This window comes from Rhizobium sp. IY2 (genome assembly GCF_047532935.1).
GTDB classification, from domain to species: domain Bacteria; phylum Pseudomonadota; class Alphaproteobacteria; order Rhizobiales; family Rhizobiaceae; genus Rhizobium; species Rhizobium anhuiense.
On the sequence record NZ_JBLKNU010000001.1, the window covers coordinates 30,627 to 55,562 of the forward strand.

Here is a 24,936-nt window from a genome sequence, read left to right on the forward strand (position 1 = left end):
TCGGCCAGCGCCGACACGTGTCTGGGTACCATCTGCGTCCGTCGGTTCTGGAGCGAGTGTCTCTCTGTCGGACCTCAGTTGAGCTCTCGGGGGAATTAAAAATTTCTCTTGGATGATGGGAAGCTGCATTCAATACCTTGGTATCGCCGATACCAATGTTCAACTGCGCCATCGATCCATCGAGAGCATAGTCTGCGCCGCAGCCTTTTTCGGCTGATCAACCTGGAAGGAGATTCTCCGATGAAGATACTGATGGTTTTCACTTCTCATGACACGCTCGGCGACACGGGGCGCAAGACCGGCTTCTGGCTTGAGGAGGGCGCCGCTCCTTACTACGTGTTCCGTGACGCCGGCATCGATCTTACTCTTGCGTCACCCAAGGGCGGACAGCCGCCTGTCGATCCTAAGAGTGATCTGGCTGAGAACCAGACACCGGCGATGGCCCGCTTCAAGAAGGATCCCGATGCGCAGAAAGTATTCGCCCACACAAAGCTGCTAAAGGACATGAGGTCGGAAGACTTCGACGCCGTATTTTATCCGGGCGGCCACGGCCCGATGTGGGATCTTGCAGAGGATCAGGATTCGATCAAGCTGATCGAGGCCTTCTACAATGCCGGAAAGCCTGTCGCGGCGGTATGTCATGCACCCGGAGTTCTGCATCGGGTGACCCACAAAGGCGCTCCTATTGTTCAGGGCAAGCGTGTAACGGGCTTCACCAATACAGAGGAGGAAGAAGTCCAACTCACTAAGGTCGTTCCCTTCCTCGTGGAGGATGAACTCACGCGGCTCGGCGGCCTTTACGAAAAGAGAGGAAACTGGGAGAGCTTCGCTATTACTGACGGTCGCCTAATCACGGGACAAAACCCAGCATCCTCGACAGCAGGGGCTCAGCACCTAGTAAAGCTGCTGACGAGCGGCCACGCCTCAACCGCGGCCTGACTAATCAGGGGCGGCGTTCCAACCCCTGCTATCTTGACCTTCTCGAATGGGGCACTGGGTCCGTGCTCGGTGCCTTTGATATGAACCTGCCCCGTTCGAACACTACGCCCAGTGCCTGGCAAAATCGTCCTGGTGTCTGGCGAAGACGAGACTTCAGTAAGCCGCCCGCATAGAGCTTGGTAGGTCAGTTAAACGCTCTGGGCCAAGGGAGGGATTTTTGGTATCGAAAAGGCAACCGTTGTGCCCGGTCCATCGTTGGGCGTCGCCCACATGCTGCCGCCGTGGTTTTCGATGATCGACCGGCTGATAGAAAGTCCGATCCCCATTCCGTTACGCTTTGTGGTGAAGAAAGGTTCAAACAGCCTCTCCGCAGAGTCCGCGGCGATGCCGACGCCCGCATCCACGATCGACAAAGTGAGCATGTCCTCGTCGGGTGAAGTCAGCACAAGCAGACGGCGGGGCCGCCCCTCGATCTCAGCCATGGCTTCGATCCCGTTCAGGACCAGGTTCAAGATGACCTGCTGGAGTTGAATACGATCGCCTCTGACCGAAGGCAGTCCGGATGCCAATCTGGACTCGAGGACGATAGATCTTTCCCGCATATCTCTCGCCGATAATGCGATTACCTCGCGAGCAATTTCATTGAGGTCGATCTCCTCCATAGTCGGAGCCTGCCGACTAAACATAGCCCGAAGGCGCTTAACGACTTCGGTGGCGCGCATAGTGTCCCGGATTGTTCTCCGTGCAGTGTCTGCCGCAGTGGCGATGTCCGGCGGATCGAGCGCTAACAGGCGAACACAGGCGTTGGCGTTGGCGAGAATCCCCGACAGCGGTTGGCTCACCTCGTGGGCGATGGACGTCGTCAAGGCGCTGATAGTCATCGCGCGTGAAACATAGGCGAGTTCTTCTCTCGCTTTCAACAGAGCTTCCTCACCACGTCGGAGGGCGTCTTCCGCCCGTTTCGTCTCAGTGATGTCCTGTACAGTCCCCATGAAGATCGGGTGGTCACCCACGTAACGTGTCACTTTTGCAAGTCCGCGGATGAACCTGACGGAAGCGTCCGTCCGGATGATCCGAAAGACGAAATCGGAGCCCTCGCCAGTAAGCCCTCTCTGCATCTCGACATTGAAACGTTCCAGGTCTTCCGGATGGATTCGCTCCCTGACCGCATCGATGCTCGGCGCGAGCTTCGGATCGAGATCGAATATTCGATAAAATTCCTCAGACCAGATATTTTCGTCCCGCTGGATGTCGGATGTGAAGCTACCGGTCGAACTAATCCGCTGTGCTGCGACGAGCTGTGCCTGGCTCCGCTCGAACTGGGTCTCCCGCTTTACTAGCGCTTCTTCATGGCGCGTCCTGTCTATGGAAATCCCCGCTATATGCGCTGCACGGTCGATAATTTGCAGCTCGTGAGGTTTGAGTTCGGTATATTGATGACGGAGGATGGCAAAGATCCCAGCCGTGTTCCCAAAGGGCGAGAGAATGGGAATTGCATGACAATAGTTGAGTTTGTTGGCCAGCATGAACTGGCCCATGGACGTGTCGCGATGATCGCTTTCGCCTAGGTTTTGGATTTCAACGGCCTTCTTTGAAAGCGCTGCGACTGAGCACGCATTCTTGTCCGCAGCCACGCTCTTTCGGTCGAAGATCTCTCGGAATTCGCTTGGCAACCGGGGAGCCGCGCCCATTCGAAAGAACTTGCGATCGAGCGACAGCTCGAGAAAACAGCAAAGGAGATCGGGGATCAGATCGTCGACGACATTGCAGAGCTCGTGAAGAACCTTTGCTGATGGTGTGCCTCGGGCCACCATGTCGAGGATCTCCATTTCCTTCCCGAACAGGTAGGCGGCATCGCGAGAGTCCTGAACGTCGTTCTGAAGTACGACGTAGTTGGTCAGTTCGCCTGACTTATCGATAATCGGCACGACTTGCGCCTCAAGCGACCGGAGTGTGCCGTCGGCATGCTGTGCTTGGTATGAGACGACCGCTGTTTGCTCTCCCTCCATGTATGCCTTGAGCGGAAGCAGGATCTCATCGAATTTCCTCGACTCCATATCGGCCGAAGTCACTTGCTCCGAACCCTCGGGCCGAAAGCCGTACCAACGCAACGCCGCGTGATTGGCAAACTCGAGTTCCAAAGCAGGGGTGATCAGCAGCGCTGGAAGCGATAAGCAATTGAGGAAGCGCCGGAATCTGCTTTCGATTTCCTCTTGGGCCCGTTCGCTGGCGCTCTCGTGGAGTTCTGTCCCGAGCCAGCAGACCTTGCCACCATCCGCCAGCGGCGACGCAGCAAGCTCGAACCACCTGAACTCTCCATCGTTTCGTCGCAAACGGGCGTTGATGACCGTATGCCCTTCGGTCCACCGCGCGCTTCGACCGTACTGGACCGCGAATATTACGTCGTCCGGATGTAAAACGCTCGCCCAGTGTGATGAGCGGCTCAAGCCGAAATCTATACCAGCATATTCTCCAAAACGGGCATTGCAGTATGAGATTGTGCCCGTTTCGTCTGTCGTCCAAACCAGACCCGGCAGGTGGTCCAGGATCAGCGCCGCATCGGGCTCAGTCGGGGTTGCCTGCTCGTTAAGTGAAATGGACATCCGGCCGTCCCGTTACCTTCTTTGCCCGCACGCCGGGGCATTTTGCGCCTTGCCTAATCTGGTACACGCTGCGTGCGCGCCGTAGACAGGCGCCGCCCGACGATCAAGTCCTGCACTGAAATCATGCCCAGTGCGAAAAGGAGCAACCATATCGCTGCGGTCAGCGTTAAAGAGACCGATGTCCAGCCAAGCATCGATGACGCCAATATCGTCCCAACCGAGGTGGATATCTTCAGCACCGAGAACGTTTCGGCCCTCATTTCGGGCCTTACCAATCTGTTGATCTGCAAAGAGTAGTGAATACCGAGTGACGGGGCAAACAGTCCCACCAACGCACAGCCGACGATCGATAACCCAAAGGAATTTTGAAGTACGAGCGCGATACCAATGAGGATCGCCGCTAGCATTCCGGCGACCTGGTGCCTCGAAAAAGTTCGGTTAAGGAAGCTATTTACAATTGCGCCAATCAGGGAGGCCGCACACAAGGTTCCAGTGAACACTGCTCCATACCCCGCTTGGAGCCCAAATCCCATTGCAATTGATACCGCGCCAACCTCGATCGCACTGATTGCGGCGGAACTGGCGCAAGCGCACGCTAACCAAATAAGGACATCTGGAGATATCGCTTTTCTCTTCTCCGCCTCCTCGACCTTCACGTCGGCGGTCGGTGCTGACGGCAAGATGAAGGCAGGAAGCGCCCCTAGAACCGCGATAGCAGCTATCGCCAATGATGCGGAGACGGTCCCCAACGCCGCCGCCAGGATCGGCATGACCAGAAAAGCAAGTTCGGTTGCGAAAAACCCCCAAGCAAGGACTCTGGTCATCTGCGTCGGTGCGACAAGATAGTTCGCGGCGTCGCGCAGATGGCCGAAGGCTGCTCCTTGTACAAGCCCGGACGCAACTGCCGCAGCGATGAAAATCGAGTAGGACGCGCCCATGCCACACGCTGCGGCGCCGCAGAATAGCGCCATGGTCCTGATTACAATGAGGATCTTGAAATACGCGATCGAGTTAGAACCGCGTCCCAACCGGGCAACGGGTATCGCTCCTGCCAGTTGCGCAGCGGTCATAGCTGCGAGCGCTGTAGCCCCGCCCGCTGCATTATCAGTGATCGAAAGAGCTGCCATAGCAAACGCGATCGACGCTCCGGCACGCGGCGCGCCAAAAAATCCGTATGCGACGACCCAGCGGAGAGACCGATGACGCTTCAAATCGCCCCCGTTCATTTGTCGTTAACTCTAGCCAGCCACGTCCGAACCGACGGACGTTGTCGATCTATCTCAAAACAGCCCGGCACAGGTGCATCTCGTCCTGTCATCGTGCTTGATGCCCTGCCGCGTGAAGTTGAGCTTACCGGAAACTGGCACCAAGCACATCATACTATGGTATTGCCCAAATCGTGAGGACAAGGTCGCTCTCTGCGCGACCGTCTCATGCTATCGGGCCAAGGGAGCGATCCGCGATGTTGTGAAGGCGCATGGCCTGCCGGAGGATGTCATCAAGGCGCTTGCGTCTGACATGTGTCAGATGGCCGAGGTCGGCAAAGGGTGTCACATTCCTGACGATCGAAGACAAAAGGGGATCGGTGAACGTGGTGGTATGGCCATTCGTGTTTGAAAAGCGCCGCCGCATCGCTGGGATCATCCATGATGGCCATCCACCGCCAATCGCTACCGCAGCAGACCCTCGCTACCGAACTCGTCCCACCCTCTCAAACCGTGCGTAGCATCTTCAGCCTGGGAACGCGGCAGCTTCGCCTGGTAGGCGGCGCGCCTCCGGTTTTCTGCTTTCGCCGCCGCGTCTTCCTCGCGCCATTCTTCCACGGTCCCGCGATTGAGCAGGTCTTCGACGACCCGCGGATCGAATACGCGGAAAGTGATTCGTCGCGCTCGGCCCTGAAGCCTGACGGTTCGGGTTCCGGCGCTTGGAAGACGCCCGTCCTCCAACCAGCGCTTCCTTTCCTAGGAGGTTATTCCCAGGATGTCCTCGATCTCGCGAGGGATGATCGGAAGGTCAGCTATGCCTTGCAGTGATTCCGAGACAATCGAAGAGGTCGCGCGAAACGCTGTCTTCGAAGTTTCCGGCATAACGAGAGTAAGCTCGCCCGACTGCATATCCAGCGACTTCCTGACCGCGGGAGGCAGGCGAGACCGTATTTCCTGCAGGATTCCCTTCACCCTGACAGCCGATCCGAACGTCGCCTCCACCGGGAGCGACCACTCTTTGATCAGCTCAGGATCATCGCTCTGCACTTTTGTCTTCGTCTTGGGCATACTGGAGATGGCATCGGGAAGGGCGAGCGTCAACGGGCTGCATGTCTTGCCATGGCGGATAATCAGTGCCGGGTACGAGCAAGGGCAGATCGTCGTCGAAATTCCCATTGCTGGCGGCATCGTAGGTGTTCACGCTCCGACCGCCGCCTCGGGTGCCGAACGCCGTTAACCGCACCATGATGGCGCGAGCGCGTTCGACTGCAGCCTCCTCATCTATATAGGCGGCATTGGCCACATTAACGGTAACGGCATCGCCGTCATCTCCAACGAAGTCGACGCGCCAACCGCCGTTCTCGTGGGCTACTTTGGTGTTCGTCAGATGCATGTGACTACCCGGACTTCCTGCCTTTGAGATCGGCCTCGACGCTCTTCCGGAGCGCATCCATGATGTTGAACACATTCGACTTCGGAGCAGCTTCGGCAGCTTTCCCCTTCGCCGTTTTTTTTGGTTTCAACGCCTTTTTCTTCTCATCGATGAGCTTCAGCAGGCTGGTCTGAATGGGATCGCTGACCATGTCCGGCGACCAGCGCGCGGTCTTCTGCTTGATGAGCTTCTGGACGAGCGGAATGAGATCCGGATCTGCTTTCTCGTCGATTTCCTCGAAGTAATTCTCCTCCGGTCGAACCTCGTCGCCGAAACGCAGCGTCCAGAGCACGATGCCTTCGCCGCGCGGTTCCAGGACGACCGCCCGCTCTCGGCGGCCCATCACGAGCTTCGACACGCCGAAAACCTTGTCAGCCTTCATGGCATCCCTGATCACCGCAAATGCCTCGTTGCCGACGGCATCGTCAGGCATCAGATAATGCGGCTTTTCCAGGTAGATCCACTCGATGCTGTCGGCCGGGACGAACTTGTCGATGTCGATCGTCTTCACCGTGTCGAGCGCTACGGCATCCAGATCGTCCTCCGTGAGGATAACGTAGTCGTTCTCCCCGCGAGCGTAGCCCTTGGCTTCGTTCTCGTCCTTGACGGGCTTGCCCGTGACCGAATCGATGTACCGGGAGACGACGCGGTTGCCCGTCTCCTTGTTGAGTGTATGGAAGCGAACCTTCTCGCTTTCACTCGTGGCCGGGGTCATAGCCACGGGGCAGGTGACCAGCGAGAGTTTGAGATAGCCTTTCCAATAGTATTTCGGAGCCATCGTCTATCTCCCTAGCTGGCTTTGCGCTGCGGGGCAGCCTTTGAAGCGGCGGACTTCGCTGCCGCCCCGCGCGCGGCGCGCTGCCTCCCAGTGCCAGAGTTAGCGTTGGCGGCAGTGCGTTTCGGTTGGTCCGCAGCGGCCTTCATCATGCCTGCGCTCTCGCGGAGCGCGGCCAGCAGATCGTTGGGCTTCGAGACCTGCACCTTCTTCGGCTTCGGAAGCGACTTGCCTTCCAGCTTCGCCTTCACCAGATCCGCGAGGGCGGCTTCGTAACGGTCATCGAAGGTCGCCGGATCGAACTCGCCCTTCTTGGTGCTGATGATGTGCTTGGCGAGATCGAGCATCTCGCCCTGGATCTTGAGCTTGGGCATCTCCTCGAAAGCCTTCTCGGAGGAACGAACCTCGTAGTCGTAGTTGAGCGTGCTGGCGATCAGGCCCTTGCCGTGCGGCCGTATCAGCACCGTACGCATTCGACGGAATAGGACGGTGCGGGCGACGGCCGCGACCATCGACTTCTTCATCGCATCGCGGAGAGCCGCAAACGCGTCTCCGCCCATCTTGTCGGGCGTGAGGTAGTACGGCTTGTCGAAGTAGACGTCGTCGACATCGGAGCAGGGGATGAACGCCTCAATCTCGAGCGTCTTGTTGCTCTCAGGGATCGCGGCGGAAACTTCCTCCGGATCGATGATGATGTACTGGCCGTTCTCGATCTCGAAGCCTTTGGTCTGGGCTTCCTTCGGCACCGGATCCTCGGTCTCGCTGTCTATGAAGATGCGGTTGACGCGGTTGCCCGTGGCCTTGTTGATGGTATTGAAGGTGATGCGCTCGCTAGTCGAGGCTGCCGTATAGAGAGCGACGCCGCAGCTTACCTCGCCGAACTTCAAAAAGCCTTTCCACTGCGCACGCTGTCCTGACGGCATGACAAATACTCCGAATCATTAATCCGCGACTCAAAGACGTGTCAGGGTGATTCGTTCCGACTCAAAACGAATCATTTTTCAATACTTTACGGAATTTCTCTCCCAAATTGATTCCGCCGTCTCGCTGGTCGAATTTGCGCCCGGCAGTAGTAGAAAGTGGTGGAGATTGTTTAGTTCGAGAGCCACAGCCACCTGCTTCCTCCAGCACCATGCCGGGCACCTCGCTTAGGGAATTCCGCTGCCGCTTCAAGCGCAACATCATCATCCACTATCTCCCGGGAACCACCGGAATCGTTATGAGTTTCTACTGCGGATGTTCATTCGAAGGAGAAGCCCGATGGCACAGACACCGACATCCCGAGGCCGCGCACAGGATCGAGCCCGCGTGGCCGGCGGCCAGGATCACGAGGTCAAGTACGAAGCAAAGAAGGAGGGCGTCTCGAAAGATGCCGTCAAGAAGGCCGTGAAGAGCGCTGGAAACTCAAGGAAGAAGGTCGAGGCCGGGATTGGTCGCCGTTAGACCGCCGAACGACGTTGCTCTGTCCACGGACGAGGCAGTCCCCGTGGATGTCCTGTCTTTCCTAGTCTGGGATCATGGCGACGCCACTGTCGCGTAACGAAGCAGTCATAGCCCGCAGGCCTGCCGCCTCCATGTCTGGGGTAACGCATGTCCAAGTGCATAAAGAACGACCACCTGCTGATGTCGAAGGCGGTCCGTGAATGGTATCGGTACTACGAGGTGGAGTGGGACGATCAAGCGTCCTCGTTTTTGTGTGATGCCGCCATCGAACTCTACAACGAGGGCTGTCGCTCGGTAGAGGAGATGGCGACCGTTCTGATCGGCACTTACGTCGGGCTGGCCGCCACGCGCGTGAACGCGCCATCTTCGAACTCAGTGCATTGACAAGCCAAATCAGATCGGGCTGGACTCGACGAATTCGCACTGTATGTGATCCGACCGCGTCTTCTTCCAGTCGTAGACATATTCCCCTTGATCGATTGCCAGCAGCTCATTCCAGGCAACACGGTACCGGATGGATTGGTCGCCGCTTTCCGAGCGATGTACCGCCAGAACATGCCCGAGGTATCGGTTTGGTCCTTCTCGATACGAGAGAGTTTCGGGTCCACGCTAGTAGCTTCCGGGGGCATAGGCCCCTGCGATTGATCGTTATCTGAAGAGAGCATGGCGTAGATGTCCTTGACGCGATACCGGACGTTGAGCGCTACCCTATTTCCCGCCCAGTTTCCAACTGTTCCCAGACGGGCAAGCTACGCCGTTGAAGCGCGTCATGCCATCGAGCGATTGCCGACTGGTTACAAAACCGCGACATCCGTCCGGCCCATCGTTACTGGCATCGATCTGTTCGATAACGCCCGCGCTGCCCGTCGATGGGTTGGCCCAAGCAAGCGCAGTTGCACCGACAGCACCGCGACCGACTGTATCTGCAATCACCGCTTGATCGGTCAAAGGCGTCTGGTGCTGGATTGCTGACTGGGCGAGGGGCGTCTCAAGCGGCTCGATATGTGAGCATGCCGCCAAAGCCGCGATGCTCATTGCCGAGATGAAGTGCTTCGGATTCATCGCTCGGATAAAGCGCTTTGCCTGTTGTGTTTCAAGTTACGAATAGTTCACATTCTGGCGAGGTTTGAAGAAGACGCGGTCGCTTTGAGACGGCGCGAACGTTTTCCCAAAGTGCGTGGCCTACAGGCCTTCAATGAGCGTGGGCCGGGATTCCCGAAAACGAGTTTGAAAAGGGTGCTCCGGATCAGGGGCAGACACCCTTTTCGTGCTGAGTTTTGCAGTCTCAGCGGAACGGAAATTAGCAGAGAGATTGCTGTCTACCATCGGACCGAAGTCCGACGCACTCGCAATAATTCGTCGGGGCATTGGCCGCAACGCCGCGTCGTTCCTAGCTCTTGACCACGGATGTACTGGCTCTGGTGATTGAACGACAACGAGGAAGGTCTGTGCGAATTCGTTCCGGCCTTTTTGTTCGTTTGTACCCTGGCGCCGAGCCGAGATCTCGCGACGGCAACTGGCGAGCATTGAAGATTTATCGAGGGGGCAATCCAGCCGAAGTCGGGAGTCGACGTGCCCGAGCAACGACTGCCGTGTTGCATTTCACCTCACCGTAGCGACAGCGAGCAGGAAAAGAGGTACGGTGCCCCAGTGCCGATCGGCGGTCGCGATTAAACCCGTGGGGGCAGATTGCAAGTAGTTCAAGAACCGCTGCTGACCGGATTCGGGCCCGCCATGTCGGCTATGGAGGTAGTGCGCGACGCGGATCTAACGGGACGGGTTGCGGTAGTGACTGGCGGTTCGTCCGGTCTCGGGCTTGAGACGGTCCGCGCACTGGCATCGTCCGGGGCGCGCGTACATGTTCCCGCGCTCGACCCTGTCGCCGCCCGCGCGGCGTTGAGCGGGATCAATAAGGTTGATGTATGGCCCCTTGATCTTGCGGATGAGGCATCAGTTAAAGCCTTCGCTAACGCTTTCCTCGACCGCCAGGGTCGGCTCGACATTCTCGTTCTCAACGCGGGCATAATGGCGCAGCCGCTTTTCCGTGATCCGCGTGGCCGTGAGGGCCATTTCTCAACCAATTTCCTGGGACACTATCAGCTCACAGCGCTGCTGTGGCCAGCGTTGGTGGCAGCCCGAACATCGCGAGTAGTCGTCATGTCCTCTCGGGGACACCAGATATCCGATGTCGATTTCGAGGATATTGATTTCGTTCGCCGTCCCTATGATAAGTGGATGGCTTACGGCCAATCCAAGACCGCGAACGCCCTCTTCGCGGTGGCGCTTGACAGGCGCGGCCGCGCAAATGGAGTTCGTGCATTTGCTGTTCATCCGGGGATGATCGTCACATCCGGGGTCCGTCATCTATCCCGATCCGAGTTCGACGCTGTCGGCGCCCTCGAGCCAGACGGGACTCCTGTGATCAATCCGGCTGGGGACAAGAAAACCCCCGAGCAAGGGGCGGCTACGACGGTCTGGTGCGCAACTTCCCCGGCATTGAATTCATTAGGAGGGGTATACTGCGAGAACTGCGACATCGCTTCCGTCGAGACCGAAAGGCCCGTCGGCGTGCGCCCTTATGCGATTGACCCGGAGAGGGCTGAATGTTTGTGGCGCACGAGCGCGATGTTGACGGGTTTGGATATTGCAGTAACCTGAAGCACCAATGTTGTCTCTTACGGTGCCTTTCGGCGCTTGACGACGGCACCGCACGTACTGATCTCACTAGAAGAAGATGGGACGGCCCACTAATTAGTTGCCATACTTTCTCGATTCATGATTTTACTGCGTTGTCATTCTCCGACCCGACAGGATCGACTATGATGCGCCGCATTACTCGCTCCGAGTTCACACCGCTTAGCTATCAGGGCCGATCAGGATGGAAGGGCAGGCATTACCTAATGCAACCGCGGCGCCGGATGTTGCGACATCGTTCGGCGAATTCCGGCTGTACCCGGGGCGATACCTCCTTTTCAAAGACCAGGAGCCGGTCGCAATCGGCTCGCGAGCCCTCGACATCCTCATCGCGCTGACGGAGCGGCCCGGCGAACTCCTGACGAAGGACGAACTGATCGCGCGCGCCTGGCCGAACACGATAGTCGAGGAATCCAATCTCAGAGCGCAGATCGCCGTGCTTCGCAAGGCGCTCAGCGAAGACCGATCGGCCGCGCGCTACATTGCGGCCGTCCCTTCGCGGGGCTATCGGTTCATCGCGCCGCTTTCCCGTTTGGAACTCGTAAACGGGTCTGCCGAGGAAGCAGCGCCGAATAATCTTCCGAGGCAACTGACACGACCGATCGGCAGGGAGGAGGCAATCGAAATCCTTGAAGGACGCGTTCAACGGTCTCGTCTGGTCTCCGTTGTCGGTCCGGGTGGCATCGGAAAGACAACGGTCGGCATCCGCGTGGCGGAAAAACTATCTTCATCGTACGAACATGGCGTGTGCTTTATGGATCTGGCACCGCTCCCGCATCCTTCGTCGCTTCCGTCCGTGCTGGCGTCACAGCTTCGGCTCCCGGAGATCACGGGCGATACCGTTTCCCTGTTGACCGCGCACCTCCGTGGCAAGCGTATGCTTCTGGTATTCGACAGTTGCGAACTCGTTCTCGACGCCGCCGCGGGACTGGCGGAGACCCTGCTCCGGGAGGCGCCGGGCATCAGCGTTCTGGCGACCAGCCGCGAGGCCTTGCGGGTGGAGGGCGAGAGCGTCTACAGGCTCCCGCCGCTCGATATGCCGCCGCTCGGCGCGGGCCTGACTGCGGCCGATGCTTTGGCATTTCCCGCTATCCGCCTTTTTGTGGACCGGGCAACATCGTCCGGAAGCGAGTATACGTTCGATGACGACGAAGCGCCGATCGTCACCCACATATGCCGTCAGCTCGACGGGATCGCCCTCGCAATTGAGCTGGCTGCGGGTCGGGTCGAGGCATTCGGCACCCGAGGGATAGCGGAGCTTTTGAATGATCGGCTACGATTGCTGACGGGTGGTAGGCGCACCGCTCTTCCACGCCACCAGACGCTGGCTGCCATGATCGACTGGAGCTATGGGGCGCTTTCGCGCGAGGAGCAAGCGGTGTTGCGAGCGCTCGCCGTGTTGGCCGGTGAATTCGGCCGCGAGGCAGCCGCAGCCGTCGCTTTCGACCCGCTCGCAAACGAACGCGATGTACCGGGGCAACTCGCGCAGCTCGTGGCGAAGTCCCTTTTAGCTGTTGATACGCACGGCAAGGCGGCACGATATCGATTGCTCGATACGACACGTGCATTCGCTGCAAGCAAATTGCAGGAAGAAGGGGAGGTAAGCCTCGTCGTCCAGCGCCTTGCGAGATACCTGTGCGAGACCCTCGAGCATTCGGCAGAAGAAGTGGAAACCCTGTCAAGCGAGGATTGGCTGCAAAAGTACGGGTCCCAAATCAATAACGTCCGCTACGTCCTCGACTGGGCCTACTCTGACAACGGCGACGCCGATGTAGGCATCGCCGTAACTGTTTCGGCCATTCCCCTCTGGTATCAATTGTCGTTGGTTGATGAGTGCCTGACGTGTGTGCAACGCGCACTGCTTGGCATCGATCCAGGGGAAAGGCGGGACGGGCGCGCCCGTCAGGTCATGCAGCTCTATAGAGCGCTCGGTCTCTCGCAGGCCTTCAAGGTAGGGTTCGCGCCACAGGCTCCTGCAGCGTTCGCGAAGGCCCTGGAGATAGCCGAAGAGCTGGGGGACATCGACGAACAGGCAGAGGCCCTGTGGGGCTTGTGGGTCGCGCAGGTGGGCATGGGCGAGTATCGGGCCTCTCGCGATACTGCGGATCGGTTCGTGAGGCTTGCTCGAAACGGCCTCGACAGGTTCATCGGCGACCGCATGCTGAGCATGACGCTCTTCTGCATGGGAGATTTCCGGGGTGCCCGTCGCCACGCCGATCTTATGCTGGCTCACGATGTCTCGACCGACATTCCCCCTGGTGGATCTGTCAGGTTCAGATTCGGACAGTCCGTTTCGGCGCGAATACAGCCCGCTCAGCTCTTGTGGATGCAGGGCTTACCGGATCAGGCTGTGCGCGCCGCCGCCGAGGCCGTCGAAGCGGCGCGCACCTCCGGCCACGCGATCTCCCTGTGCGAAGCGTTGGCCAGATGGTCGTGCCCAATCCTCGTTCATGTCGGGGACCTTGCGGCTGCTGATTCCGCGATCACAGAACTACTCGACCTGGCGAAACTAAATGGGCTCGGTCCATGGGAGGTGTTCGGCCGCTGCTGGAAAGCGGCTTTGCTGATCCAGCGGGGACTTCCCGAAAGAGGCGTTCCGCTTCTCCGCAACGGACTGGCGGAACTGCGTCGGGTCAAGCTCTTCAATCTCTACAACGTCAGATTTGTCTGCTCCCTGGCCGAGGGCCTCGCCTCGCTTGGCGAGCACGTCGAAGCGCGCGCGCTCGTGGATGCGGCCATTGCTTCGAGCGAAGAGAAGGATGAACTCTGGTACATCACGGAACTCTATCGTCTGAAGGGCGACATCTTTCTTCACTGCGGAGACGGCGACATCGCCGAGCGGTGCTATCTCCAGTCCATGGAGCTGGCGCGACAGCAGGACGCGCTTTCCCTGGAGCTCAGAGGAGTCATGAGTCTGGCTCGTTCGTCCAGCGAGCGGGGCGACAGGATTGGGGCTCGAGAGCTTTTGGCCACGATCTACGACCGTTTCAGCGAAGGTTTCGATACCTCTGACCTGAGGACGGCGAGGGCAATGCTGACCGAAAATCCCTGATCGAAACCTAACATCCGCGTACAGCTCGTCACAAGAATTCACCACGATTCACTGGCTGGTGACCGTGCTGGTCTGCCATCTTCTGCCCGTCGCCGGATTGTCGGCAGCGCAGCATAAAGGGCATACCGATGAAGACCACCACTCCTACCGAAATGGACGCGCTCGTCCTCACCGAAACGAACTCGGACCTTGTGCGCACCCGGATGGTCTGCCCGGCTCCCGCAGCGGGGGAGGTTCTCGTCCGCGTCAAGGCTAGCAGCGTCAACCCGCTAGATCTCAAGATCAAGAGCGGACAGGCCCCGCACGCCCGCCACCCGTTGCCCGCCATCCTCGGAATGGACGTAGCCGGGGTCGTCGAGGCAGTCGGCCCCGGGGTCATGTCCTTCAAGCCGCAGGACGAGGTCTTCGGCTTGACCGGCGGCGTTGGCGGCCTGCAGGGTTCATTGGCAACTTTCGTCTCGGTCGATGCCGATCTTCTGGCCCCCAAGCCAACCAACCTCACCATGCGCGAGGCCGCGGCACTGCCCCTGGTATTCATAACCGCCTGGGAAGGGCTGGTTGATCGCGCAGCGGTGCAGGCACGGCAAAAGGTACTTGTAATAGGTGCGGGCGGCGTCGGTCATATAGCAATCCAGATCGCCCGCGCCTTCGGAGCCCAGGTCTTCGCCGTAGACAAGGCGTCGAAGCAGAGGCAGATCGAAGAGCTGTGTGCGACGGCGATAGACCGCCATCAGACTACCGTCGAAGAGTACGTGAAGGACCACACGGCCGGACGCGGCTTCGACGTCGTCTATGATACCGTCGGCGGGGCAGGGATTGATGCCGCGTTCAACGCCGTGAGCAGGTTCGGCCACGTGGTCAGTTGCCTCGGATGGGGCACCCATTCGCTCGGACCGCTCTCCTTTCGGGCGGCAAGCTACTCGGGCGTGTTCACGCTTCTGCCGATCCTGACCGGAGAAGGCCGCGCCCACCACGGCTCGATCCTGCGCGAGGCAAAACGCCTTGCCGAAGCCGGAAAGATCACTCCTCTCCTCGACCCACGCCGCTTCAGCTTCGAAACCGTTTCAGCAGCCTATGCCGAAGTCGAAAATCGCACCGCCAGCGGAAAGATCGTCATCGACGTCGCCGACTAGGCGGGCGTCTCACCCCAGCCAAGGAGAAAGCTATGCCATTCGTAAACGTAAAGCTCGTCGACGGCGTCTTCACGCCAGAGGAAAAACACGCCATGGCCAAGGCGCTGACCGATGTCATGGTCAAGTTCGAAGGCTCGGAGGCCTTCCGCGAGGTCGTCTGGGTACTGATCGAGGAACTGCACACGGATGGCTGGCACATCGGCGGAAGGCCGTTCGAGGGGCCGAAGTCCTTGATGACCACGCTTTCGAAATCGAAAGACATCGTCGAGACGATCGACGGTAATCCGACCACGCGCACAGAGTGGGCCGCGGCTGCGCCAGTCGTTGGCTGACCGCCCCGCAATCAGAGCCGGGGCGAACACCGAAGGCGGGCCGCAGGACCTCCACCCGCGCAGAGCTATCCGGCCGAAAAAAAGGGACAGGACCATGACTTCCAGAGAACATTTTCCGATAGCCGCCGCGACAAGACGGGACGTTTTAATCGGGACTGCCGCAACGGCACTCGCCGCCCTGCCGCTGCAGGCAATCGCGGCCACGGTGTCATCAAATCCAGCCAATGCAAACATCGAAAACGGGAGTGAGATCATGAGCAGCATCACGACGAAAGACGGTGCGCAGATTTTCTACAAGGACTGGGGTTCAGGTCAGCCGATTGTATTCCACCACGGCTGGCCTCTCAGCGCCGACGACTGGGACAACCAGATGCTGTTTTTCCTGGATAAGGGGTTCCGGGTCATTGCGCATGACCGCAGGGGCCATGGCCGCTCGAGCCAGACATCCGGTGGCAACGACATGGATACGTACGCAGCCGACGTCGCGGCCCTGGCCGAGGCTCTCGATCTCCGCGACGCTGTTCACGTCGGCCATTCGACGGGCGGCGGCGAAGTCACCAGGTATGTGGCCAAACATGGCAAGGGCCGAGTCGCGAAAGCGATCCTCATTTCCGCAATCCCCCCGGTCATGGTCAAGTCCGACAAGAATCCGGGCGGACTTCCGATCGAGGTGTTCGACGGTTACCGCGCGGCGTTGGCCGCCAACCGCGCGCAGCTCTACCTCGATATCGCCAGCGGGCCCTTCTATGGCTTCAACCGACCCGGCGCGACCATGTCCGAAGGCACGATCCGCAATTGGTGGCGTCAGGGCATGATGGGCGGTGCGAATGCGCATTACGAGTGCATCAAGGTCTTCTCCGAGACCGACTTCACGGAAGACCTCAAGGTCATCGACATCCCGGTCCTCGTAATGCACGGCAGCGACGACCAGGTGGTTCCCATCGCCGACTCCGCGGAGCTCTCGGTGAAGTTGCTCAAGAATGGGAAGCTCAAGGTCTACGACGGCTACCCCCACGGAATGTTCACGACGCACGCCGACGTGATCAACGCGGACCTTTTGGCCTTCATCAAGGCTTGATGGCCGGGCGGCCCGCCCTCGACCTCTCCAACTCCAGTTCGAAAGCCGTCGGCTCGTTCGAGGACCGGCTGCGGAAAGGTATGTCATGAAATCCGAACACATGCTCTCGCGCCGTGGATTTTGCCTCTGCTGCATCGGTGCGGCGGGCTTTGCCGCCACGGGAGGGTGGTTGAGCCCCCGCGATGCCTATGCCGAGGCACGCGGACTGGTCAGCCTCATAAAGGACAGCGCCGCCAAGTCCGCCATTTCCACCCGCAAACTGAGGAATAGCATCACCATCCTCGAAGGATCCGGCGGCAACGTCGCGGTGCTGAGCGGCAAGGACGGTCTCGTCATGGTGGACGCCGGGATCGGTGTCTCGCAGAAACAGATGACCAAGGCGCTATCGGACATCTCGCCGGACCCGGTGTCCCACTTGATCAACACCCATTGGCATTTCGACCACGCTGATGGAAACCCCTGGATCGGCTCCTACGGTGCAAAGATCATCGCGCATGAGAACACCCGCAAGCACCTTTCGCAGGTCCAACGGGTAGAGGACTGGGACTACAATTTTCTCCCGCTGGCGCGGAGCGGCGTTCCCCAGCATGTCTTCTCCAAGGAGCATACGCTCAAGCTCAATGGCGAGACACTTGGTTTGAAATATTACGGTCCGGCCCATACGGATGGCGACATCTCTGTGATGTTCGGCGAGGCAGATGTCCTCCATGTGGGCGATACTTACTGGAACGGCATTTATCCGTTCATCGATCACTCGACTGGCGGAAGCATCGACGGCATGATAGCGGCCTCTGAAGCGAACCTCGCCGCGTCCACCGACAAGACCATCATCATTCCGGGACATGGAAACCCGGTCAGCAACCGCGCCGAGTTGCGTGACTTCCGCGACATGCTGGTCGCAATCCGCGAGAACGTGGCCAAACTCAAACGCCAGGGACGTTCCCTTGACGAGGTAGTCGAGGCAAAGCCCTCGGTGGCGTTCGACGAGAAGTGGGGTCAGTTCGTGATTGATCCCGCCTTCTTCACGAGGCTCGTCTACGCCGGCGTCTAGGTTGGGCCGATCTCACGAAACCCTTTTGGCGCGCTCCTCCCACCGCCCCCTCGCGCGCCTCCGGGACGCCGCGCATTGGCGTCCCGGATCTATCGCAACCAGCAATCTTGAAGGAACGAACATGTCGGATACGAAAAGCGCGCTGTTCATCGATATCCCGGTCGAACTGCGAGAAGTGAAGTCAGTCCACAGCATCGGGGGGCTGGAGTTCGAGGGCGACTTGCCCGCGGCTCTATTCCATCTTCAGTTGATCACGACGGACATCGCGAATTGGAAAGCGGCATCTGAAGTGATCGTGGTGTTCCACACCAACGCCGGCCACGTCACGCTAGGCGATGAGACCTACAATGCGTCGCGGAACATCGCCACTGGCAACCCCTACAAAAAGCTGGTCGCGGACCTCATCGACATCGGTGTCAAGGTCGAGCTTTGCGGAGCGACTGCGAAGGTGAACGGATGGGGCAACGCCGATCTTCTGCCCCGCATCAAGATCAACCTCGACGCCATGGCGCGGACGATCCAGCTCGTCCAGCAAGGATTCGTCAAGATCACCGAGTGACCTTCTGGTTCCCTGTCCTGCGCAAGAAACGAACGCCCGAGGAAAGTGCCATGCTTCAACTGCCATTTGGTTTCCATTCAACGGCCTCGGATGTCCTGAAGGGCATTGATCTCCATGGAAAGACAATGATCGTGACCGGAGGCGCAAGCGGGATCGGCACCGAGACGACGGCAGCTCTTGCCGCCGCCGGCGCGTCCGTTGTCATCGCCGCGCGTCGTCCGCAGGCGGCCGAAGTCGTCGCCCGAGACCTCAGGGTGAGGTTCGCGAACACCGATATCACGGTGCAGCCGCTGGATCTGTCCGATCTCCGTTCCGTAAGTCAGTTCGTCGACGGCTGGGAAGGTCCGATTGACGCGCTCATCAACAACGCGGGTATCATGGCGTTGCCGGAGCTCCAACGGACGGCCGAAGGATGCGAGATGCAGTTCGCAACGAACTTCCTCGGGCACTTCGCCCTGACGCTCGGCCTCCGCCGATCGCTCGCCATGGCCAACGGCGCGCGGGTCGTGTCCGTGAGTTCCAGCGGCAGCTTGTTCGGACCGGTCTTCTGGGGGGACCCGCACTTCCGCTTCATCCCTTACGATCCACTGCTAGCCTACGCTCAGTCGAAAACAGCCTGCACCCTCCTGTCCGTTGGGATCGCTTATCAATGGGCCGACGACGGGATAGTTTCGAACGCGCTTAATCCCGGAGCTATCGCGACCAATCTACAACGTCATACTGGCGGACTCCGAACACCCGAACATCTCCGCAAAACGCTCGAGGAAGGCGCGGCGACTTCCGTGCTTCTGGCAGCTTCACCTTTGGTGGAGGGAACGAGCGGGCGATATTTCGAGGACTGCGCCGAGGCTCCCGTGGTCGAAAGTCGGCCGGAGCAGCGGTTGAAGGGCGTCGCCGAATATGCGCTCGACACAGCCAACGCTCAAATGCTTTGGGACTTGTCGCTTCGTGTCCTCGATCAAGGGCGCTAGTCAGCGCGCCTCGCGGGTTCATTCACCCGCTTGAACATGCCCGGCGTGTATCCGGTTACTCGCTTGAACACCTTATTGAATGCGGCATCAGATGCATATCCGGTCTTGTGGGCGATCTCAGATATCGGCGCTGGTGATGTGAGGAGAAGCGCCGAAGCGCAGTAGACACGCCAGGAGGTCATGTACTCCAGCGGAGTTTGGCCAAGAACGTTTTTGAAACGCGCCGCGAAAGCGGATCGGGACATGCCCGCCGTTCTTGCAAGGGTATCGACGGTCCAGTCCTTTGCGGGATCGGCATGGATCGCCTCGATAGCGGATTTTAGCCGGCCATCCGATGCAGCGGCCAACCAACCGCGCTTCTGGTGCCTATCATCGCCTACGTAGGCGCGGAGCGCATGGATAAACAGAAGCTCGAATAGTCGAGCCACCGCTGCGTCTGCGCCCAGACTAGGAACAGAGGTTTCAAGTGCAAGCATGTTCAGGATGGTCGCGAAACCCTCCGTCCGTCCAACGCCTTTGGTCAGATGCAGAAACGGCGGAAGCACGTCGAGGACGTAATTGCGCCCGAGCCGCTCCATCTCGAAGGACCCGCTGATGAATGTCGTCGTGGCTCCGCCGCCGCCGAACTTAATACCGTCGCCCACGCGGGCTCGCTCGACGTCGACGCAGTCGATGAGCACCGAACGTTCGTCGTCGAAAATCTGGTACGCGGCATCCGCCAGCAGGATGAAGACGTCACCGCTTTCCAACCGTGTCGGCAGGGCCTGGTCGGGGGTGGTCAATACAGCCGAGCCGCTCACGACATGTACGAACTTCACCACTGGCTCGCCGGGGGAAACTATCCCCCACGGTGCGCTGGCCTCCAGGCGGGTGAACTTCGCCTCTCTGATGCGGGGGGCAGTGAAGATTTTCGAAAGCGCGTCCATGTGGCCTCGTCAGAGTTGGACGATCCGACAACAATCCGAGACTAATCGATCTCAAACGTCCGGAACGGGCGACTTATGTAGACACCCTAACGGAGATTGCAAATGCAGAGCGACATAGAGGCATTCGAAGCGATCGGGTTTCAGAAGGCCCGGTATTGCCGATACATCGACACTAAACGCTGGGATGAGTTCGGGAAGCTGTTCTCGACCGAGCCAGAAGTCCGTTTCATGGACCCTGAAGGAAACACAGTCGGCGCGTTCAATTCTGTCGCCGATTTCGTCGCGGTAACCGCCCGCTACCTCGAGGGCGCCCGTACGATCCACCAAGTCCACAACGCCGAACTGGAACGAGTGTCCGCCCACCAGGTCACGGCGATCTGGTCCATGGAGGATTACCTCGTCTTCCCGGTGGAAGACGAAACGCGTCCGGCCAGCATGCATGGCTACGGCCACTACCACGAAACGTGGGAGCTGGCGGATGGACAGTGGCGCATTGTGAAGCTCGCCCTCCGTCGCACCATTCTTGAAATCAAGCCCAAGGAGCGCGTCCAATGACCCAAGCACCAATCAGAGTTGGCATCATCGGGGTACACCCCGACCGTGGCTGGGCATCTACCGCCCATGTACCCGCACTTCAGGAACTGCCGCAGTTCCGGCTTTCGGTGCTAAGCCACAGCCGGATTGAAGTCGCACAGGCAGCGGCCCAGAAGTTCGGGTTCGACCACGCTGTCTCATCAACCGAGGAGCTGGTGAACCATCCCGATGTGGACCTCGTCGTCGTTACAGTCAGGGTCCCTGAGCACCTACAGCTTGTGACCGCCGCCCTCGAGGCCGGGAAATCGGTGTTCTCCGAATGGCCTCTCGGCATGAACCTCCGGGATGCGGAAGCCATGAACGAGCTTGCCGCCGCCAGGGGTGTCTCGACGATGATCGGTCTCCAGACCCGAGCCAACCCGGCCATCAGGCACATCCGGAAGCTCGTCGGCGATGGGTATGTCGGCGAGGTTCTCTCGGCCTCCGTTATCGGCTCCGGGATCACCTGGGGGGAGGAACTCGAGGAAGCCTTCCGGTACACCCTGGACCCCTCCAAGGGGGCGAGCATGCTGCACGTGCCGTTCGCGCACACAATGGACGCCCTTGGGTTCGCGCTGGGCTCTGAGTTCCTCAGCGTTTCAGGGACGCTCGAAACCCGGCGGCCCACTATCAGAATGGTGGAGAGCCGCGAGGTTGTTCCGCTCACTGTCGCGGACCAGATCGTCTTTAACGGTAGACTTGCATCGGGCGCTCTTGTGACAAGCCATTTCCGCGGCGGCCTGTCGCGCGCGACCAATTTCCATTTGGAGATCAACGGAAGCAAGGGAGACTTGCTCCTGACTAGCCCGATTGGCTACGTGGGCGTTGGCGGGTTCAACCTTTCTGGTGCGCAAGCCGGCGAGAACCTGCATCCAATCCCCGTTCCAGGCGACTTCGGGCCGGATGAGAATGTCCTGACTGGCAACGTTAAGAAACTTTACGAACTCTTTGCCTCCGACAAACTGTCCGGCACGCGCCAAAGCCCGACGTTCGAAAGCGCCGTCAACCTGCATCGGCTGATCAATGCGGTCGAACAGAGCGGAGGGGTTTGGCGCGATGTTTGAGAAGATGCGTGCGTTGGTGCTGGACGCCCCCGGCGGACCTGAAGTCTTGCAGGTGCGGAACATAGCTAAGCCGAAAATCGAGAGACCTCAGGATGTTCTCATCAAAGTGGTCGCGGCCGGCATTAATCCGGCCGATTGGCAGAATAGAAAGAGTGGGCAGCGGCACGATCCCGGCGCGGATGCCGGATCGCCGACGATCCTCGGCATTGACGGCGTTGGCGTTGTTGAGGAGATCGGCGACGCTGTAGACAGCATCGCGGTTGGAGACGAAGTCTGGTACATCGATGGCGGTTATCCTGGCAACCCCGGCAGCTACGCGGAATACAAGGTGGTACATGGCGCGTATGTTTCCCGGAAGCCGAGGAACGTCGATTTCGTGCAGGCTGCCGCGCTCCCGGTCGTCGGCCTGACAGCTTGGGAAGCCGTCTTCGACAAGGGGAAGGTCAAACCGGGCGATCACGTCCTAGTACACGGTGGGGCCGGCGGCCTTGGCCACATCGCGATCCAGTACCTTTCGGCGATCGGGGCGCGGACGGCTACGACGGTTTCGAGTGAAGCGAAAGCCGCCCTCACGCTAGAACTGGGTGCCGACTTGGCGATCCATTATCGGACGCAAGACGTTGGCGCGGCGTTAAAGTCCTGGAGTGGCAAGGATGGAGCTGATGTCGTGTTCGACTTTGTCGGACGTGACAACTTCGCCCGAAGCTTCGGTCATGTTATTCCGTATGGCCGTTTGGTGAATACCGTGGTCTCCGATTGGCCGAGCGGCGGCAACAGATTCGCGGAATGGCGAAACCTGGACATCTCGTTCGTCAATATCGGCCTGCCGCAGATCGCTCGCGACCATCCTCGTAGACTGAGACAAGTACGCGTTCTCGAAGAAATCGCCGACAGGGTCGACCAGGGCACACTGCGTGCCCACATCGACCGAGTGGTCTCGTTCGAGGAGGTGGGCGAAGCCCAGAGGGCTCTGGAGGCCGGGGAGACTTTAGGGCGAGTGGTTTTGAAAATATAATGCACCGGCGGCGCTGCTGGCCTGCCTGAAGCTTGCAGCTATACGTCAGCGAGGAATCCTCCTAACGGATATAGAGCATGCCATTGGTGGGATAGTCTGTGGCGACGGCATCGAACGCCACCATTCCGACTGCAAGCATTATCAGCGTTTTCATCGATTTTCCCCGTCCTCAACTTTGCTCCGGCAGGAAGGGGAATTCAAGCCTCAGGACACGCCGCATCTTGTGATCTGCTAAGCGTTAACGAATCCTTGCTACGACTCGTTCTGGTGTCTAGCTTTTCGGTGCTCGCGCTGTCGCGCCGTTGCATATCCGCATCGCTGCCGCAACATTGTCTCCGAGCATGCTCTTCCTGAACTGACGAGGATCCGACATGCTTGCTGAACGTCATATGACAACGGAATCCAACCCCGTCGACGCAGCTTTGGCCTGGCACGGAGGGGATCCGCGTGCAACCATCGATGCTCTGCTCAAGAATCGTGAACGGCTGTGCGAACAGCTCGCAATCGCTCGGGCATGCATCAGCAAAGGCTATACGCGCGGTTGGCTGCCCGGCGCTAAATTCGAGGGATGATGACGATAACTGCGGAGACGAGCAGCGTCCCGGGGTTCGTCGCAGAACTCGTAAGGGCGGCGAATGAAGTCGACCGCCTGACCGCGGGCGAGATCGAGAGCTTGTTGCTTCGTGCGATGACCACGGTACGCGATCTGCGCGAGCAAGCTGGGATCCCTGGAAGTGGTACCGAACGCGATGCAATCGTACGTCTGGACGCCGCGGCAAAAGGTGTTGTTAGATTTTCGCATGCGAATGTCTCGGGAATTCTTCGCGAAGCCGCGGATATGGTCCGGACGCTCTGGATCGTCGTCGACAGCGGGATGAAGTCGTCAGGGTCGAGCAGCAGCGATCGTTCATGATGGGATCCCCGCGATGCAGGCGCGTACGTTTCCTATACTAAGTCTCCGTTCCCCGCCTAGGCGACGCCCTGCGCGGCCTTTCGCCTGACCCGCGGATATAGCGGTGTTCTCGTTGTCACGCTCAGCCTTCTCGGCAAACGCGACAGCATTGACGACCTGGAACTCGTCTTCGTCCGTTTCGAGCAGGATTTTCACAGGAGGACCTTTTGCGTGCGCTACGAGGGTAAGCCGATCCCAAACCAGGATTGATGCTTCTCGAAGACAAGTTGCTCACGCGCGTGACCGGTTGCGTTCGGCTTTAAGGCCAGGGCAGAGCAGCATTGAAAGGACGATCCCTAGCGCGTTTCTCCTCCGGCTGCAGGGATCGCCTTTGGTGTGCATTCGAGCCCATTGCCAACTTAGGAGAAATGGTCCTAGTTTGCGGTCAATTCTTCACCCGCAATCATGAATGTCCCAGCCCGCAAAACGCAACTTCACCGACGCCGAACGCTATGCAGTTTGGACCGTGCATAGCGAGCGATGCTGGCTGTGCGAGGAACCAGTTTCGTACAACACCTGCGAGGTCGATCACATCATTCCGGAATCTCTGGAAGGATCCGATGCCCTTCAAGCAGTCCTGGAAGGTTTCGGCCTTGGGGAGAACTTTGCAGTCAATTCGTGGGCCAACTGGATGCCCGCTTGCCGCAGGTGCAATGGCTCAAAGGGAAATAGGGTCTTCAAGGCAACCCCAGTCATCCAACTCAGGCTCGAACGCGCCGCTGAAAAGGCACCACGCGCCGCCGAAGTTCACGAGAGGTTTCTCACTGATCGAGCAATTGGCATCGCCACTGCCCGGATCACAGAAGCCTTGGTCAGTGGGAAACTACCGGACAAATACAGGATGAAACTCGAGCAGCTCTTCTATCGTCATCACGAGGAGAACCGAGAGCCGGAGCAGAAGGGCAGGCCATTGGAGTTCGGCCCCGGTACGACCATCGTTAGCGAAGACAACCTGCGCTACATGATCCGAGGGCGCACCGGGATTGTCGGGATGCGGCCCAAGGGCGATCGGCTCGATCCTGGTTGGGACTGTCCGTATTGCGGTCCGACCAGTTGGAATGGCACGCGGTGCACAAACTGCGGTCAGATGATTGATCCGGACTGATCACTTCAGATGTCGTGGTCACTAAAGAACTGAA

24 protein-coding genes and 4 pseudogenes are annotated in these 24,936 nt (G+C 59.2%); 19 read left to right on the forward strand and 9 right to left on the reverse strand.

Annotated features, from left to right (window positions below):
* Positions 1-240: 240 nt before the first annotated feature.
* Positions 241-939: a type 1 glutamine amidotransferase domain-containing protein gene (locus tag ACMUVN_RS00145; RefSeq protein WP_131720430.1), complete on the forward strand. Its 699-nt coding sequence runs from the start codon at positions 241-243 to the stop codon at positions 937-939.
* Between the two features lie 188 nt (positions 940-1,127).
* Here ACMUVN_RS00145 and ACMUVN_RS00150 read toward each other — a convergent pair whose 3' ends face one another.
* Complete coding sequence (locus ACMUVN_RS00150; protein WP_414814742.1) at positions 1,128-3,542, reverse strand: PAS domain-containing protein; 2,415 nt, start codon at positions 3,540-3,542, stop codon at positions 1,128-1,130.
* Positions 3,543-3,595: 53 nt separating this feature from the next.
* Positions 3,596-4,768, reverse strand: coding sequence for an MFS transporter (locus ACMUVN_RS00155; protein WP_414814743.1), 1,173 nt, complete (start codon positions 4,766-4,768; stop codon positions 3,596-3,598).
* A 100-nt stretch (positions 4,769-4,868) separates the two neighbouring features.
* Between ACMUVN_RS00155 and ACMUVN_RS00160 the strand changes: the two are divergent.
* Both ACMUVN_RS00160 and ACMUVN_RS00165 read left to right on the forward strand, forming a co-directional pair.
* Positions 4,869-5,018: pseudogene (locus tag ACMUVN_RS00160) on the forward strand (hypothetical protein); the annotation flags it as partial.
* A 55-nt stretch (positions 5,019-5,073) separates the two neighbouring features.
* Positions 5,074-5,203: pseudogene (locus tag ACMUVN_RS00165) on the forward strand (OB-fold nucleic acid binding domain-containing protein); the annotation flags it as partial.
* Positions 5,204-5,212: 9 nt separating this feature from the next.
* On the opposite strand, the pseudogene ACMUVN_RS00170 reads toward ACMUVN_RS00165, so the two are convergent.
* The 5 genes and pseudogenes from ACMUVN_RS00170 to ACMUVN_RS00190 all read right to left on the reverse strand — a co-directional run bounded on the left by ACMUVN_RS00170 (position 5,213) and on the right by ACMUVN_RS00190 (position 8,142).
* Positions 5,213-5,815 (reverse strand): annotated as a pseudogene (locus ACMUVN_RS00170) (hypothetical protein).
* A 76-nt stretch (positions 5,816-5,891) separates the two neighbouring features.
* Positions 5,892-6,140: pseudogene (locus ACMUVN_RS00175) on the reverse strand (hypothetical protein); the annotation flags it as partial.
* Between the two features lie 4 nt (positions 6,141-6,144).
* Complete coding sequence (locus tag ACMUVN_RS00180; protein WP_131720434.1) at positions 6,145-6,957, reverse strand: Ku protein; 813 nt, start codon at positions 6,955-6,957, stop codon at positions 6,145-6,147.
* Positions 6,958-6,968: 11 nt separating this feature from the next.
* The gene (locus ACMUVN_RS00185) at positions 6,969-7,877 is read right to left on the reverse strand and encodes a Ku protein (RefSeq protein WP_414814744.1); all 909 of its coding nucleotides are present in this window, start codon (positions 7,875-7,877) and stop codon (positions 6,969-6,971) included.
* Positions 7,878-7,938: 61 nt separating this feature from the next.
* The gene (locus ACMUVN_RS00190) at positions 7,939-8,142 is read right to left on the reverse strand and encodes a hypothetical protein (RefSeq protein ID WP_414814745.1); all 204 of its coding nucleotides are present in this window, start codon (positions 8,140-8,142) and stop codon (positions 7,939-7,941) included.
* Positions 8,143-8,214: 72 nt separating this feature from the next.
* Between ACMUVN_RS00190 and ACMUVN_RS00195 the strand changes: the two genes are divergently transcribed.
* Together ACMUVN_RS00195 and ACMUVN_RS00200 are read left to right on the forward strand one after the other, a co-directional pair.
* On the forward strand, positions 8,215-8,397 hold the full coding sequence (locus ACMUVN_RS00195; protein ID WP_414814746.1) for a DUF3606 domain-containing protein: 183 nt from the start codon (positions 8,215-8,217) through the stop codon (positions 8,395-8,397).
* 147 nt (positions 8,398-8,544) lie between these two features.
* Entirely contained in the window at positions 8,545-8,781 is a 237-nt protein-coding gene (locus tag ACMUVN_RS00200) for a hypothetical protein (RefSeq protein WP_130760372.1), read from the forward strand.
* A 324-nt stretch (positions 8,782-9,105) separates the two neighbouring features.
* Here ACMUVN_RS00200 and ACMUVN_RS00205 read toward each other — a convergent pair whose 3' ends face one another.
* Positions 9,106-9,459, reverse strand: coding sequence for an RT0821/Lpp0805 family surface protein (locus tag ACMUVN_RS00205; RefSeq protein WP_130760373.1), 354 nt, complete (start codon positions 9,457-9,459; stop codon positions 9,106-9,108).
* Positions 9,460-10,086: 627 nt separating this feature from the next.
* On the opposite strand from ACMUVN_RS00205, the gene ACMUVN_RS00210 reads away from it, so the two are divergent.
* The 8 genes from ACMUVN_RS00210 (at position 10,087) to ACMUVN_RS00245 (ending at position 19,267) form a co-directional block, all read left to right on the forward strand.
* Positions 10,087-11,055, forward strand: a complete 969-nt coding sequence (locus tag ACMUVN_RS00210) for an SDR family NAD(P)-dependent oxidoreductase (protein WP_414814747.1) — start codon at positions 10,087-10,089, stop codon at positions 11,053-11,055.
* Between the two features lie 220 nt (positions 11,056-11,275).
* The gene (locus tag ACMUVN_RS00215; protein WP_414814748.1) at positions 11,276-14,143 is read left to right on the forward strand and encodes an ATP-binding protein; all 2,868 of its coding nucleotides are present in this window, start codon (positions 11,276-11,278) and stop codon (positions 14,141-14,143) included.
* Positions 14,144-14,271: 128 nt separating this feature from the next.
* Positions 14,272-15,276 carry a zinc-dependent alcohol dehydrogenase family protein gene (locus ACMUVN_RS00220; RefSeq protein ID WP_414814749.1) on the forward strand — a complete coding sequence of 335 codons (1,005 nt, stop codon included), beginning with the start codon at positions 14,272-14,274 and terminating at the stop codon, positions 15,274-15,276.
* Between the two features lie 32 nt (positions 15,277-15,308).
* Positions 15,309-15,608: a tautomerase family protein gene (locus ACMUVN_RS00225; protein ID WP_128408492.1), complete on the forward strand. Its 300-nt coding sequence runs from the start codon at positions 15,309-15,311 to the stop codon at positions 15,606-15,608.
* A 253-nt stretch (positions 15,609-15,861) separates the two neighbouring features.
* Positions 15,862-16,686 (forward strand): alpha/beta fold hydrolase, encoded by an 825-nt coding sequence (locus tag ACMUVN_RS00230; RefSeq protein ID WP_414815006.1) that lies wholly within the window; start codon positions 15,862-15,864, stop codon positions 16,684-16,686.
* An 85-nt stretch (positions 16,687-16,771) separates the two neighbouring features.
* Entirely contained in the window at positions 16,772-17,737 is a 966-nt protein-coding gene (locus ACMUVN_RS00235) for an MBL fold metallo-hydrolase (RefSeq protein WP_414814750.1), read from the forward strand.
* Positions 17,738-17,858: 121 nt separating this feature from the next.
* On the forward strand, positions 17,859-18,296 hold the full coding sequence (locus ACMUVN_RS00240; protein WP_414814751.1) for a DsrE family protein: 438 nt from the start codon (positions 17,859-17,861) through the stop codon (positions 18,294-18,296).
* A gap of 125 nt (positions 18,297-18,421) precedes the next feature.
* On the forward strand, positions 18,422-19,267 hold the full coding sequence (locus tag ACMUVN_RS00245; protein WP_414815007.1) for an SDR family NAD(P)-dependent oxidoreductase: 846 nt from the start codon (positions 18,422-18,424) through the stop codon (positions 19,265-19,267).
* Here the strand turns inward: ACMUVN_RS00245 and ACMUVN_RS00250 are convergent.
* Positions 19,264-20,193, reverse strand: coding sequence for an AraC family transcriptional regulator (locus tag ACMUVN_RS00250; protein WP_414814752.1), 930 nt, complete (start codon positions 20,191-20,193; stop codon positions 19,264-19,266). The genes ACMUVN_RS00245 and ACMUVN_RS00250 overlap by 4 nt on opposite strands.
* Positions 20,194-20,295: 102 nt before the next feature.
* Between ACMUVN_RS00250 and ACMUVN_RS00255 the strand changes: the two genes are divergently transcribed.
* The 6 genes from ACMUVN_RS00255 (at position 20,296) to ACMUVN_RS00280 (ending at position 24,902) form a co-directional block, all read left to right on the forward strand.
* Positions 20,296-20,748: a nuclear transport factor 2 family protein gene (locus tag ACMUVN_RS00255; RefSeq protein WP_414814753.1), complete on the forward strand. Its 453-nt coding sequence runs from the start codon at positions 20,296-20,298 to the stop codon at positions 20,746-20,748.
* Complete coding sequence (locus ACMUVN_RS00260) at positions 20,745-21,830, forward strand: Gfo/Idh/MocA family protein (protein ID WP_414814754.1); 1,086 nt, start codon at positions 20,745-20,747, stop codon at positions 21,828-21,830. Before ACMUVN_RS00255 ends, ACMUVN_RS00260 begins: the two co-directional genes overlap by 4 nt.
* The gene (locus ACMUVN_RS00265) at positions 21,823-22,845 is read left to right on the forward strand and encodes a quinone oxidoreductase family protein (RefSeq protein ID WP_414814755.1); all 1,023 of its coding nucleotides are present in this window, start codon (positions 21,823-21,825) and stop codon (positions 22,843-22,845) included. Before ACMUVN_RS00260 ends, ACMUVN_RS00265 begins: the two co-directional genes overlap by 8 nt.
* Positions 22,846-23,216: 371 nt before the next feature.
* Positions 23,217-23,417 carry a dehydrogenase gene (locus tag ACMUVN_RS00270; RefSeq protein ID WP_414814756.1) on the forward strand — a complete coding sequence of 67 codons (201 nt, stop codon included), beginning with the start codon at positions 23,217-23,219 and terminating at the stop codon, positions 23,415-23,417.
* Complete coding sequence (locus ACMUVN_RS00275; RefSeq protein ID WP_414814757.1) at positions 23,417-23,758, forward strand: hypothetical protein; 342 nt, start codon at positions 23,417-23,419, stop codon at positions 23,756-23,758. Before ACMUVN_RS00270 ends, ACMUVN_RS00275 begins: the two co-directional genes overlap by 1 nt.
* Positions 23,759-24,206: 448 nt before the next feature.
* On the forward strand, positions 24,207-24,902 hold the full coding sequence (locus ACMUVN_RS00280; protein WP_414814758.1) for an HNH endonuclease: 696 nt from the start codon (positions 24,207-24,209) through the stop codon (positions 24,900-24,902).
* Positions 24,903-24,936: the final 34 nt, after the last annotated feature.